The organism is Nonomuraea sp. NPDC005692 (assembly GCF_040631115.1).
Taxonomy (GTDB): domain Bacteria; phylum Actinomycetota; class Actinomycetes; order Streptosporangiales; family Streptosporangiaceae; genus Nonomuraea.
Genome location: NZ_JBEXYU010000054.1, coordinates 37,970 through 50,601 on the forward strand (window position 1 = coordinate 37,970; position 12,632 = coordinate 50,601).

A 12,632-nucleotide genomic window follows, 5' to 3' on the forward strand; every position below is an offset into this window, starting at 1 on the left:
GAGGGACATGGCCACTCCATCTGTCTAGACGCGACGTTGCGTCTAGACAGTAGCACGGCGTCCGGGGCCGGTATCGTGTCCCGCATGCCAGCCGTGAACCCCGAGCAGCGCCGTGCGCGCTCCGGCAACCGGCGTGACGAGGCCGCGCGCCTGGCCGTGCTGCACGCCGCCGACGACCTGCTCGTCGAGCACGGCTTCGCCGCCCTGACGATGGAGGCCATCGCGCGCCGCGCGGGCGTCGCCAAGCAGACGATCTACCGCTGGTGGCCGTCGAAGGTCGAGATCCTGCTCGACACGCTCATCGAGGACAGCGGCAAGCGGCTGCCCGTCCCCGTCGAGCGGCCCACGGCGGAGAACATCCGCGGCTACCTGCACGACTTCGCGCGGTTCGTCACCGGCGATCCGGCCGGCAAGGTCCTGCTCACCCTCATCGCCGAGGCCCAGCACCATCCCGCCACGGCCGCCAGCTTCCACGAGCGCTACCTCGGCCCCCGTCGCGCGCGCGAACGCGACCTGCTCGCCCGCGCGACCGCGGCCGGCGAGGTCTCCCCCGCCCTCGCCCCCGGGCCGGCCCTCGACGCCCTGCTGGGCCCGGTCGTCTACTGCGCCCTGACCGGGTCGGGCATCCCCCGCGACCTGCTGGACACCCTCTTCGACACCCTGCTCAGGCCCCGCTCCCGGTGAGCGGCCCGGTGCCGGGCGCCGGATCTCGCCGTCCCCGGCGCCACCGGGGACGGCGCCCTGGTCAGCTCCCGTAGTAGTCGCGGATCTCCCAGAACCGGGACGGGTGCCCGTCACAGGTGTACTGGACGGCCTCCAGGTTGTTGGCGGTGCTCACCCCGCCGGCGATGGTCAGGCACTTGGCGGTCTGCACGTTGCGGAACTCGACGTACTGGCCGACGCGGTTGCCGAGCGCCCAGTAGCGCGAGGGGTGGGTGTCGCAGGTGTACTGGAGGGCGACGACGTTGTTCTCGGTGCTGACGCCTCCGGCGATGGTCAGGCACTTGCCGGTCTGGCGGTTCCTGACCTGCAGGGCCGCGCTGGAGTAGCCCCAGACGTCCCAGCGGCGGGAGGGGTGGCTGTCGCAGTCGTACTGGACGGCGTGCACGTTGTTCTCCGTGCTGACGCCTCCGGCGATGGTCAGGCACTTGCCGGTCTGCCGGTTGACGAGCTGGACGTTGGACGCGGCCCAGACGGACGACGCCGAGGCCGACGCGGGCGCCGGGGCGGTGGTGAGCCCGAGGACGAGCAGCGGGGCGACGACGGCCGCCGGGCGAAGGATGTGTGTCTTCATGCGACCAAGCGTGCGACCGCGGGGCCCGTACGGCCTGAGTAGCGCGTACTCAATGTGCGCCGGCGGGGTTGCGCCCCGGGACGATCATGAATCAGGATCGGGCACATGACAACACAACGCATTCAAGGAAGGGTCTTCGGCGAAGTCGCTGACGAGTACGACAGGGTCCGGCCCGGCTACCCGGCGGAGCTGGCCGCGGACGTGCTGGCCTACGCCGGCGGGCCCGCGCTGGAGGTGGGCGCGGGCACGGGGAAGGCGACGGAGCTGTTCGCGGCGAGCGGCATCGACGTCGTGGCCACCGAGCCCGATCCGGCCATGGCCGCCGTGCTGGCCCGGCGGACCGCCGACCGGCCGAACGTGACGGTCACCGTCTCCACGTTCGAGGAGTACGTCCCGGAGCGGGCGTTCGGCCTGCTGTACTGCGCCCAGGCGTGGCACTGGGTCGACAAGGAGGTGCGCTGGCAGCGGGCCGCCGCGGCGCTGGCCCCGGGCGGCGGGCTCGCGCTGTTCTGGAACGTCGACTGGCCCGCCGACGAGGGGGTCACCGCGAGGCTGCTGGCCGCGCACGAGCGGTTCGCCCCGCACATCAGGCCCAACACCGGCCCGATCGGCAGGCCCATCGGCGAGGCGGCCGGGGCACGTGAGTGGGCCGGGGAGATGGGGCTGCCGCCCGAGTTCGGCGACCTCGGCACCCGGCTCTACCGGTCGGGACGCACGGTCTCGACCGCCGACTACGTCGCCCTGCTGTCCACCCAGTCGTCCTACCGCATCCTGGCCGACGACGTGCGCGAGAACCTGTTCGGCACGCTCCTCGACACGCTCGGCGAGCAGGTCGCCCTGAACGTCGAGACGGCCCTCTACCTGGCCCGCCACCTCCCCTGACCGGCGGCACGGCACGGACGGGCACACCCCGTCACGGCTGGGCCCTGCCGGTCGCCCACGCCCATCCCGCGATCATCACGCGGTTCCTCGCGCCGATCTTGCGCTGGACCGCGGCGACATGGTTCTTCACCGTCCCCGGGGACAGGAAGAGCTCGGCGGCGATCTCCGCGTTGGTCCATCCCTGAGCCACCAGGGCCACGATCTCGTCCTCCCGCTCCGTCAGCACCACGTCCGAGACCTCCCGTTCCGGGCCGCTCCCCCGCAGCAGCCGGACGGTGAGCTGGGGGCTGATGAGCATGTCGCCGCGCACGGCCGCCCGGACGGCCTCGACGAGCAGCGCGGGGCCCGAGCGTTTCAGCACGAACCCGGCCGCGCCGTGCCTGAGCGCCGCCCGGACGTACTCCTCCAGCCCGAACGTGGTGACGACCACCACGTGGATGCCGGTGCCGGACAGGGCGCGGGTCACCTCGATGCCGTCGGCGCCGGGCATGCGGATGTCGGCGAGCACCACGTCCGGCCGGACGGCGAGGGCGGTGTCGATCGCGGTGCGGCCGTCGGCCGCCTCGGCCACCACGGTCAGGTCGGGCTGGGCGTCGAGGATCAGGCGGAAGGCGTCGCGGATGCCCTCCTGGTCGTCGGCGACGAGGATGCGGATGCTCACCCGGGAGATTGTCGCAGCGGCAGCCGCGCCGCCAGCGACCACCCGTCCGGCACGGCCCCCGCGACCAGCTCGCCCCCTTGTTCCGCGACGAGCGCGGCCAGGCCGGGCAGGCCCGAGCCGCCGCGGCGGCGGCCCGCCGCGCCGGCCGTCCCGTCGTTGGTCAGCGTGATCTCCAGGACGTCGCCCGGCGTCGTGACGGACAGCTCGACGCGGCCGGCCCGCGGCGCGTGCCGCCGGATGTTGGTCAGCCCTTCGATCACGATCCGGTAGGCCAGCGCCGCCGTCTCCGCCGGGACCGCCGCCGCGCGGTCGATCCGCACGCCGACGTGCGCCGGTCCGGCGGCGGAGAAGCGCGCGGCGGCCTCGGCGATGCCGTCCAGGTCGCCGGACGGGCCGAGGGGCCGGTCGTGGTGGAGCATGTCGAGCGTGCGGTCGAGCGTGGACAGGGCCCGCTGACCGGCCGCCTCGATGCGTTCCAGCGCCCGCAGCGGATCGCCCGCGACGGTGCCCGCCTGGGCGTGCGCGACCATCTCGCTGATGTCGTGGGCGAGGAAGTCGTGCAGGTCGCCGGCCAGCCGCAGCCGCAGGACGGTGCTGGTGTCGGCCACCGCCCGCCGCTGCCGTACGTCGAGCAGGCGCAGGTAGGCGCCCACGGCGGCGCCCGCCAGCACGCCCGCCCCCCAGAACGCGCACGCCCCCAGCGCCTCCAGCGGCGAGGCGGGCGTGAAGACGCGCGGCAACCAGGTGGCCGCGGCGAGCCCCGCGAGCAGCGCGGCGGGCACGGCCCGGCGGACCGGCGCGTACCGGACGACCAGGCCGGCCGCGACCGTCAGCCCCGCGCTCTCGGCCATGCCCAGCGCGCCGACGCCCGGCGTGGACGGCCCCCCGGCGGCCAGCCACAGGGCCGTGACCGCCAGGGACCCGCCCGCGGCCGGCAGGGTCATCCGGGGAAGCCACCTGGCCCTGCTCCCGGACAGGAACAACCCGGTCGCCGCCACGGCGACGGCGACCGCCGCCGGCAGCGAGGCGGCGACCATCCACAGCACGTTCACCCGGGACACGATAGGCGCACGCGCCGGCGCGCCCCCACGTGCCGAACGGCACTGCCGCGACCGGCAGGAGGTGCCGAACGGCATCTGCCCGCCGTGCGCCCGCGCTGGAAGGCTCGTCGGCATGACGATCTTCACTTCCGGCCGGTACGGGTACGCGGCGGCACTGTGGGCGGTCGCCTACGGCCTGCTCGGCGCGGCGTGGGCGCTCGGGGCGCCCGGTTATCCGTGGGGGGCCGACGATCCCGACCCCGACGGCGCGCTGTCGATCCTGGCCGGCACGGCGCCGCCGTTCGGCTGGTGGATCGCGGCGTTCGCGGCCCTGGTGGCCGCCACAGCACTGGCCCTGACCCGCCGCGACGGCCCCCGCCCGGCCCACGAACCCGGGCCGCTCCCCCGGGGTGGTGAGCGCCCGCCGAAGGGGGCATGGGGGCGGGTGCCGGTCCTTCTGGCCTGGCCGATCGCCGCGCTGCTGGTGCTGGTGGTGCCCGACTCGCGGCTGATGATGGGCGTCGCCTACACGCCGCTGCTCCTGGCCGCGCCCCTCTTCGGCTGGGGGCTGGGCGGCGCGACGTTCGCCGACGCCTGGCCGTGGCCGGTGCTGAACCAGCTCGTGTGCGTGCTGGGCGGCCTGCTGCTGGCCGCCGCCGCGCGGGACCACGGGCGCGGGCGCGGGAACTGGTTCACCCCGGCGCGCGGGCGGATCGCGGTGTACGTGGCGGTCGCGGTGCCGCTGGTCTACTGCGCCACCCGGTGGGCGTGGGCGCTGGGCATCCCGCTCGGCGTGAGCGCGCAGTTCCTGGCCGAGGGCGAGGACGGGCTGTGGCTGGCGGGGGCGTACCTGGCGACGTTCGGGGCGCTGGGCGGCGTGCTGACCCTCGGGCTGGTCCAGCGGTGGGGCGAGGTGTTCCCGCGCTGGATCCCGGGGCTGCGCGGCCGGCGGGTGCCGCCGCTGCTGGCGGTCGTCCCGGCCGGGTTCGTCTCGATCATCATCACGGTGGCCGGGCTCACCTACATCCGCTGGACCGTGGCCGGCCGGTTCGCCCTGGAGGAGTGGGGAGCCTGGCTGCCGGAGTGCTTCTGGCCGGTGTGGGGCGCCGCGCTGGCCACCGCCGCCGTCAGCTACCACCGGCGCCGCCGGGAGACCCCGCACCCGGCGGCGGGGGTCACCCCACGCTCTGCCGGTCGGGCTCGATGAGCACGACGACCCGTTCCTCCGCGCGCGAGTAGGGACCACCGATGTACTTGGCGGCGATCCGGTCGACGATCTCCCAGCCCGCCTCGCCCTCGACCCACTCCACGACGCTGCCCCGGACGAGCACCGGCCGGAACGGGTCGCCGGGCGGCGTCAGGGAGAGCGCGACCCGCGGGTCGCGCCGCAGGTTGAGCGCCTTGCGGGAGCGCGGGCCGGTGAGGATGGCGACATGGTCGCCGTGCGTGCCGATCCAGACCGGGACGGAATGGGGAGCGCCGTCGGGCAGCACGGTGGCGAGGTGGGCGATCGGGGTGCCGTCGAGCACGCCGCGCACGTCAGGGTCGAGTTTCATGGTTCCCTCCGGGTTCCGGCGGATCTGAAGTTCCTTGAGGAGACTCCGTAACCGTAGCACTGTGAGTTCCTTCAGGGAACCCCGAGGGATAGGGTGGGGCCATGCAACGCACGAACTTCGCGGAGATGGCCTGCTCCATCGCCCGTACCCTCGACGTGATCGGCGAGCCGTGGTCGCCGCTGATCCTGCGGGACGTCTGGGCCGGGGTGCGGCGGTTCGACCAGCTCCAGGCCGATCTCGGCATCTCCCGCAAGGTGCTGACCGAACGCCTCACCCACCTCATCGACCACGGCGTCCTCGAACGCCGCCCCTACGACCGGCGGCCGCGCCACGAATACCACCTGACGGCCAAGGGCGCCGAGCTCGTCGACCTGCTCATGGTCATGGCCGGATGGGGTGACAGGTGGCTCGCGGGCGAGGCCGGGCCGCCCGTGCTCTACCGCCACCACGCCTGCGGCGAGATCGGCGCCGTGGAGCTGCGCTGCGCCCACTGCGGCGCCCCGATGCACGCCGACGACGTCGACCTGCTACCCGGCCCGGGCGCGACCGCTCGGCCCGGCGGCGACCTGTCCGACTGAGCATCCGGCAGGCTTTCGTCACCTACCGTGTCTTTGCCATTCCTTGGAGTTACGATCAGGGAGTTCCCGTCCCTGATCGACCACGGAGTGCCGTATGGAGCGAACGGTTCTGGCCGCCGTCACCGAACACCCCGACGCCGACTCGGCGCTCGCCGAGCAGATCCGCCGGGTGTGCGCCGAGATGGGCGAGCTCGGCCTGCAGGTGCGCTGGACCCGCCGCACGGCCGACGCCCTGGCGGTGGTCGGGTCCGACGCCTCGCTCACGGCGATCCTGGCCGCCTGGGACGCGCCCGGCGCCGAAGACCTGCTGGCCGCCGTGGCCAAGCGCTTCCGCGGCCTGCCGGTCTTCCTGATCACCCAGGACCAGGAGCTCCCGCTGTGGGTGTACGAGGTCATCCAGGGCTACGTCTTCCCGCTGGAGGACACCCCGCAGTTCATCGCCGGGCGCATCGCGCACGCCGCCGACCAGTACGCCGACCAGATCCTCCCGCCGTTCTTCCGCGCGCTGCTGCACCTGGAGGACCACCACCCCTACTCCTGGCACACCCCGGCGCACGCGGGCGGCGTGGCGTTCCTGAAGTCGCCCGTGGGCCGGGCGTTCTTCGACTTCTACGGCGAGCGGCTGCTGCGCACCGACCTGTCGATCTCCGTCGGGGAGCTGGGCTCACCGCTCGACCACACCGGCCCGATCGGCGAGGCCGAGCACAACGCGGCCCGCGTCTTCGGCGCCGAGCGCACGTTCTTCGTGGTCAACGGCAACTCCACCGCCAACCGCATCGTCGGGCACCACGCGATCGCCCGCGGCGACACCGTCCTGGTCGACCGCAACTGCCACAAGTCGATCCAGCACGCGCTGGCGATCAGCGGCGCCCGGCCGGTCTACATGGTTCCCGAGCGCAACGGGCTGGGCCTGGCCGGGCCGATCCCGGCCGCCGCGCTGGAGGCGTCCGCCGTCCGGGCGCGGGTGGCCGCCCATCCGCTCGCGGCGGGCGACCCGGCGTACGCGGTCGTCACCAACTCCACCTACGACGGCGTCTGCTACGACGCGGTCCGGGTCGCCGAGCTGCTGGGTGCCTCCGTGCCGCGGCTGCACTTCGACGAGGCGTGGTTCGCCTACGGCCGGTTCAACCCGCTCTACTCCCGCCGGTACGCCATGTCGGTCGACGAGCGCACGCTGCCCGGCCCGGAGCGGCCCACCGTGTTCGCCACGCAGTCCACGCACAAGCTGCTGGCCGCGTTGTCGCAGGCGGCGATGTTGCACGTCCGGCCCTCGCCGCGGGCGCCGGTCGACTACGACGCGTTCAACGAGACGTACCTGATGCACGCCTCGACCTCGCCGCTGTACCCGATGATCGCCTCCCTCGACGTGGCCGCGGCGATGATGGACGGCCCCTCGGGCTCGTTCCTGACCGGCGAGGCGATCGTCGAGGCGGTCCGGTTCCGGCAGGCGATGACCCGGCTGGCCGCCCGCATCCGCGAGGACGGCCGCCGGCCCGGCTGGTTCTTCGGCCTCTGGCAGCCGCCCTCGGTGCTCGACCCGCACACCGGCCGGGCCGTGCCCTTCGCCGACGCCGACCCGGCGCTGCTGTGCTCGGAGCCGCGCTGCTGGGTGCTGGAGCCCGGCGCCGCCTGGCACGGCTTCGACGGCATGCGCGACGACTACGCCCTGCTCGACCCCGTCAAGGTGACGATCACCTGCCCCGGCGCGGACGCGGCCGGGGGCACGCTGGAGTGGGGCATCCCGGCCAAGGTCGTGGCCGCCTACCTGCAGCGGCGCGGCATCGTGGTGGAGAAGACCGGCGACCACACGCTGCTGGTGCTGTTCTCGATGGGCATCACCAAGGGCAAGTGGGGCACGCTGATCGACGCGCTCACCGACTTCAAGAACGCCTACGACGACGACAGGGCGCTGGCGGACGTGCTGCCCGGGTTCGGGCCGTCCGGGGCGTCGTTGCGGGCGTTCTGCGCCGAGGTGCACGCCGAGCTGCGCGACTCGGCCGTGGGCGCGCTGCTCGACCAGGTCTTCACCGCGCTGCCCGAGCCCGTTGCGACGCCCGCCGACGTCTACCAGGCCATGATCCGCTCCCGTACCGAGCGGGTCCCGCTGGCCCGGCTGGCCGGGCGGGTGGTGGCGGCGACCGTGGTGGTCACCCCGCCCGGGATCCCCATGCTGATGCCCGGCGAGGCGACCGGCGCGGCCGACGGCCCGCTGATGAGCTACCTGCGCGCCCTGGAGGACTTCGACCGGGCCTTCCCCGACCTGGCCACCGACATCCACGGCGCCCACCGCGACGGCGAGGGCCGCTACTGGGTGGAGGTCCTCCGCGACTGACGACCGCCCCCGCCGTGCCGTCAGCCGCGAGGCCGGCCCCTCAGGGCAGGGGCCGGACCGTCAGGGCAGGGCCGGTACGGCGGGCCGGGCGTCGGTCCAGCCGACCTCGGCCAGGGTCGTGACGGACGACTTCCCGGGCCCCTTCCCGCCACGACCGCCGGTGTACTCCTGTGACAGCAGCACCATCCTGCCGGTGTCGACGATCAGCCGGACACTCGTCCGCATGGCCGTCTCGCCCGTCCCGTTCACCGTGTCGATCACGACGACGGCGCCCGGCCTGCCCAGCTCGTCCTTGGCGTTGCCGTCCGCGCGCACGCCCGGCATGGTGAGCATCGCCTGGTAGGCGGCGTTGCGGACCTCCTTCGGCGCGGGCAGGACGTGCAGGAGCTGAGGCAGCGTCCCGGCCACCCAGCCGGGCAGGGCGCTCTCGGGGATGCGGCTGACCCGGCCGGCCCTGGTGAGCCAGTCCTTGAGCAGGGCGGGGTCGGCGGGCAGGCGCTGGACCTCGTCGTAGGTCAGCAACTGCCCGGCCAGCTCGAACTGCACGCGCTCCCGCACCGTCCCCAGGTGGCCCTTGGTCGGCTCGGCGGACAGCCGCACGGTCTTCCCGTCGACCGACTCGCTCCACTTGGCGGGTGAGCCGTCACGCTGCCAGGCCTTCTTGTCGGCCGGGGTCGGCGGCGTCGTCCCGAGTTCGCGGTAGGCGTACCAGGCCCTGCCGTCGGGGGTGGTCCACCGTTCCGTGATCTGCCTCTTGACCAGCGAGTACGGGTGCGCCCTGGTGCCGAACCGCTCCTGCTGCCGCATGCTGAGCAGCTCCTTGACGTGCCAGTAGGCGCCCTCCGGCGGGGCCGCCGCGGCGGGCGCCGGTGTGCCCAGGGCGGCGCCCACCGCCAGCCCGGCGCCCATGGCGATCAGGCGGCGGAAGGTCGCCGCCGCGGTCCATGAATACGAAGTCATGACCCTCCATACGCCTGAGCCCCCCGAAGGGTTGCCCGCCATCTTCGCTCGCGGCCGCGGGCAACCGCCGCCGACGCCCAGGCGTATAAGGAAGCGTGAAATCGGACAGACAGCCGTGAGCGCCACGGAACACGACTTCGGCGCATTCGTGGCCGCACGCGCCACGAGCCTGCTACGGGTCGCCTACCTCGCCTGCGGCGACGAGGCGGAGGCCGAGGACCTGCTGCAGACCGCGCTGGAGCGCACCTACCGGAACTGGGACCGGGTCCGCCATGACAGCCCCGAGCCGTACGTGCGCCGCGCCATCGTCAACGCCGCCATCAGCCGGGCCCGCCGCCGGGCGATCCTCAGGATCATCCCGATGCACAGCCCGCCGGACACACCGGACCGGGCGACGGACACCGACCTGCGCCAGGTGCTCATGGACGCGCTGCGCGCCCTGCCGCCCCGGCAGCGGGCGGTGATCGTCCTGCGGTACTGGGAGGACCTCAGCGAGGCGCAGACCGCCGAAGTGCTCGGTTGCTCGGTCGGCACGGTCAAGAGCCAGGCGTCGAAGGCGACGGCCAAACTCCGTTCGGCCCTCGGACGGGAGACAGTGGAAGGAGTGATCAGGAATGCCCACGCTTGAGGAGGAGCTCCTCCGGCTCATGACGGAGGAGACCGCCCGGCTGCACGCCGCGCCCGACCTGGTGGAACGGGTGGTGCGCGGGTCCCGGCGCAGGCGGGTGAGGGGGCGGATCGCGGCGTTGTCGGCGTCCGTGGCGGTCGTGGCCGCGCCCGTGGCGTACCTGGGCGCGAGCACGACGACCGCGACGGGCGGCCAGGTCACGATCTCCGTGACGCCGGAGCCGCCCGCCATCGACGACACCCCGCCCCAGCCGTCGGAACCGCCGAGCCTCGGCGACCTGGGCGACGGGAAGAAGTTCGGGCACGTCCAGGTGGGATACCTGCCCGAGCGGCTCAAGTGGTCAGGCTGGTCGCTGGACTTCGGCGACAAGTACACCACCGCCTACATCTACGAGGGCGACGGCCCGGGCTCCTACCGGGTGCAGATCTACATGTACGAGGAAGGGGCCGTCCAGGAGGTCGGCGACCGGATCGCGGCCTACCGCGACGAGGAGGACGGCGAGGAGGTGACCGTCGGCGACCGCGGCGGCTACCTGGTCGTCCAGAACGTCGGTGAGGACGGCATGAAGGGCACCCCCACCCTCTTCCTCCGCATGGGCGACCGGCAGTGGGCCGAGATCATGTTCAGCCCGGTGTACGCCAAGGAGTTCCGCGACGCCGCAGCCGTGTCCGCCGAGCTGAAGAAGATCGCCGAAGGGCTCACCCCCAACCCGTGACCGCCTCCGCCTCCATCGCGGCCGGACGCGCGCGACGTGCGCGGCACAATACCTCGGGGGGTATATTGGCGATGGAGGTGGAGCGAATGGACATGAACGCGGCCGTCCTGGCCGAGGCGCTCACCCGGCTCAAGCGGGCCCACGGCCAGCTCGGCGGGGTGATCGCCATGATCGAGAACGGCGACGACTGCGAGCGGGTGCTGACCCAGCTCGCGGCGGTGTCCAAGGCCCTGGACCGGGCCGGCTTCAAAATCATCTCCACCGGCCTGCAACAGTGCCAGGCGGCGCGCGAGCGCGGCGAGGAGCCCCCCATCACGCCGGAGCGGCTGGAGAAGTTGTTCCTGGCCCTGTCCTGAACTCCCCACGGGCATCCGAAGGCGACGACTGAACACGTACGCCGGAGTATGCCCGTCTTTTTGCCTCCCCTATACCCCCCTGGGTATCAGTGGGTAGGACCGTCCCCGACCGGAAACCGACCGCGAACGACACGAAGGCGGCGAAGAAGATGAGCACGATCCACATCGAGGTGGTGGAGACCTCTTCCCTGGGCGACCGCAGCTACCTCGCCCACGACGGGCAGGTCGCCCTGGTCGTCGACCCGCAGCGGGACATCGACCGGATCCTCGCCCTGGCCGGACGGCTCGGCGTGCGCATCACCCACGTGGCCGAGACCCACCTGCACAACGACTACGTCTCGGGCGGCCTGGCCCTGGCCCGGGTGACCGGCGCCGCCTACCTGGTCGCCGCCGACGAGAGCGTGCGGTTCGACCGCCGGCCGATCTCCGACGGCGACGAGGTCACGCTGTCCGACGCCATGAGCGTCCAGGCGGTGGCCACGCCCGGCCACACCTTCCACCACCTGTCGTACATCCTGACCGGCCCGGACGGCCCCGAGGGCGTCTTCACCGGCGGCTCCCTGCTCTTCGGCACCACCGGCCGCACCGACCTGCTCGGCGCCGAGCACGCCCACGACCTGGCCCACCGCCAGCACACCTCGGCGCACCGCCTGGCCGACCTGCTGCCCGACGGCGCCCACGTGTGGCCCACCCACGGCTTCGGCAGCTTCTGCTCGGCGACGCAGGCCGACGCCCCGGCCTCCACGATCGGCCGCGAGCGGCAGGCCAACCCGGCGCTGCGCCTGGAGGCCGACGACTTCGTCGCCCAGACCCTCGCCGGTCTCGACGCCTACCCCGCCTACTACGCCCACATGGGCCCGCGCAACTCCGCGGGCGGCGGCCCGATCGACCTCACCCCCGTAAGGACCGCCGACCCCGAGGAGCTCAGGAAGCGGATCGCGGCCGGGGAATGGGTGGTGGACCTACGCTCCCGCAAGGCGTTCGCCAGCCGCCACCTGACCGGCACCCTCAGCTTCGGCCTCGACGGCCCCATGTCCACCTGGCTCGCCTGGATGGCTCCCTGGGGCGCGCCGATCACCCTGCTGGGCGAGGACGCCGGGCAGGTCGCCGCCGCCCAGCGCGAACTGGCCCGCATCGGCGTCGACCGCCCGGCCGCCGCCGCGACCGGCGACCCCGGCGGATGGGCCGGCGGCGACGACGACCGGCTGGGCGAGCTGGCGGTGGCCACGTTCGCCGACCTGGCCGCCGTCCGCGCCGGGCGCGCGCCCGCGCACCTGCCCGCCCCGGACGTCGTGCTGGACGTGCGCATGACCAACGAATGGCGGGCCGGCCACGTCGCGGGCGCCACCCACATCCCGCTGCCCGACCTGCCGCACCGCCTGGCCGACGTCCCGGCCGGCACGGTGTGGACGCACTGCGGCTCCGGCTACCGGGCAGCCGCCGCCACCAGCCTGCTCGCCCGCGCCGGACGCCGCGTGGTGCACATCGACGACGCCTACGCCGCGGCCGCCGAGGCGGGCCTGACCATCACCGACGACTAATGGGACCTACCGGGTCGGCCTCGCTGGCAGACTCGGTGCCTGGTAGCCGCTGGTGAGTGAGCACTCTCGTCGACCGGACTTCGAGTCCT

The 12,632-nt window shown here is 73.6% G+C and carries 14 protein-coding genes; 9 read left to right on the top strand and 5 right to left on the bottom strand.

Features of this window, described 5'->3' with window-relative positions; all coding sequences use genetic code 11:
- The first annotated feature begins 84 nt into the window (after positions 1-84).
- On the top strand, positions 85-684 hold the full coding sequence (locus ABZ459_RS50460) for a TetR/AcrR family transcriptional regulator (RefSeq protein WP_357987959.1): 600 nt from the start codon (positions 85-87) through the stop codon (positions 682-684).
- Positions 685-745: 61 nt separating this feature from the next.
- Here ABZ459_RS50460 and ABZ459_RS50465 read toward each other — a convergent pair whose 3' ends face one another.
- Positions 746-1,294 carry an RICIN domain-containing protein gene (locus ABZ459_RS50465; protein WP_357987962.1) on the bottom strand — a complete coding sequence of 183 codons (549 nt, stop codon included), beginning with the start codon at positions 1,292-1,294 and terminating at the stop codon, positions 746-748.
- A gap of 105 nt (positions 1,295-1,399) precedes the next feature.
- Between ABZ459_RS50465 and ABZ459_RS50470 the strand changes: the two genes are divergently transcribed.
- Complete coding sequence (locus tag ABZ459_RS50470; RefSeq protein WP_357987965.1) at positions 1,400-2,176, top strand: class I SAM-dependent methyltransferase; 777 nt, start codon at positions 1,400-1,402, stop codon at positions 2,174-2,176.
- Positions 2,177-2,207: 31 nt separating this feature from the next.
- On the opposite strand, the gene ABZ459_RS50475 is transcribed toward ABZ459_RS50470, so the two are convergent.
- On the bottom strand, positions 2,208-2,837 hold the full coding sequence (locus ABZ459_RS50475) for a response regulator transcription factor (protein WP_357987968.1): 630 nt from the start codon (positions 2,835-2,837) through the stop codon (positions 2,208-2,210).
- On the bottom strand, positions 2,834-3,889 hold the full coding sequence (locus tag ABZ459_RS50480) for a hypothetical protein (RefSeq protein WP_357987971.1): 1,056 nt from the start codon (positions 3,887-3,889) through the stop codon (positions 2,834-2,836). The genes ABZ459_RS50475 and ABZ459_RS50480 overlap by 4 nt, the downstream gene beginning before the upstream one ends.
- Before the next feature lie 121 nt (positions 3,890-4,010).
- On the opposite strand from ABZ459_RS50480, the gene ABZ459_RS50485 reads away from it, so the two are divergent.
- A complete protein-coding gene (locus ABZ459_RS50485; protein ID WP_357987974.1) occupies positions 4,011-5,084 on the top strand; it encodes a hypothetical protein in 1,074 nt (357 codons plus the stop codon).
- Here the strand turns inward: ABZ459_RS50485 and ABZ459_RS50490 are convergent.
- Entirely contained in the window at positions 5,053-5,433 is a 381-nt protein-coding gene (locus ABZ459_RS50490) for a PPOX class F420-dependent oxidoreductase (RefSeq protein WP_357987977.1), read from the bottom strand. The two genes, ABZ459_RS50485 and ABZ459_RS50490, sit on opposite strands and share 32 nt — an antisense overlap.
- A gap of 101 nt (positions 5,434-5,534) precedes the next feature.
- On the opposite strand from ABZ459_RS50490, the gene ABZ459_RS50495 reads away from it, so the two are divergent.
- Both ABZ459_RS50495 and ABZ459_RS50500 read left to right on the top strand, forming a co-directional pair.
- Complete coding sequence (locus ABZ459_RS50495) at positions 5,535-6,011, top strand: helix-turn-helix domain-containing protein (protein WP_357987980.1); 477 nt, start codon at positions 5,535-5,537, stop codon at positions 6,009-6,011.
- A gap of 94 nt (positions 6,012-6,105) precedes the next feature.
- Complete coding sequence (locus ABZ459_RS50500; RefSeq protein ID WP_357987983.1) at positions 6,106-8,343, top strand: Orn/Lys/Arg decarboxylase N-terminal domain-containing protein; 2,238 nt, start codon at positions 6,106-6,108, stop codon at positions 8,341-8,343.
- A gap of 60 nt (positions 8,344-8,403) precedes the next feature.
- Here the strand turns inward: ABZ459_RS50500 and ABZ459_RS50505 are convergent, their stop codons facing one another.
- Positions 8,404-9,303: a hypothetical protein gene (locus ABZ459_RS50505; RefSeq protein WP_357987986.1), complete on the bottom strand. Its 900-nt coding sequence runs from the start codon at positions 9,301-9,303 to the stop codon at positions 8,404-8,406.
- Between the two features lie 115 nt (positions 9,304-9,418).
- Here ABZ459_RS50505 and ABZ459_RS50510 point away from each other — a divergent pair, with 115 nt between their 5' ends.
- From ABZ459_RS50510 to ABZ459_RS50525, 4 genes are all read left to right on the top strand, one after another.
- Positions 9,419-9,931, top strand: a complete 513-nt coding sequence (locus ABZ459_RS50510; RefSeq protein ID WP_357987989.1) for a SigE family RNA polymerase sigma factor — start codon at positions 9,419-9,421, stop codon at positions 9,929-9,931.
- A complete protein-coding gene (locus ABZ459_RS50515; RefSeq protein ID WP_357987992.1) occupies positions 9,918-10,646 on the top strand; it encodes a hypothetical protein in 729 nt (242 codons plus the stop codon). Before ABZ459_RS50510 ends, ABZ459_RS50515 begins: the two co-directional genes overlap by 14 nt.
- A gap of 86 nt (positions 10,647-10,732) precedes the next feature.
- Entirely contained in the window at positions 10,733-11,002 is a 270-nt protein-coding gene (locus ABZ459_RS50520) for a metal-sensitive transcriptional regulator (RefSeq protein WP_357987995.1), read from the top strand.
- A gap of 149 nt (positions 11,003-11,151) precedes the next feature.
- The gene (locus ABZ459_RS50525) at positions 11,152-12,543 is read left to right on the top strand and encodes an MBL fold metallo-hydrolase (protein WP_357987998.1); all 1,392 of its coding nucleotides are present in this window, start codon (positions 11,152-11,154) and stop codon (positions 12,541-12,543) included.
- The last annotated feature ends 89 nt before the right edge of the window (positions 12,544-12,632 follow it).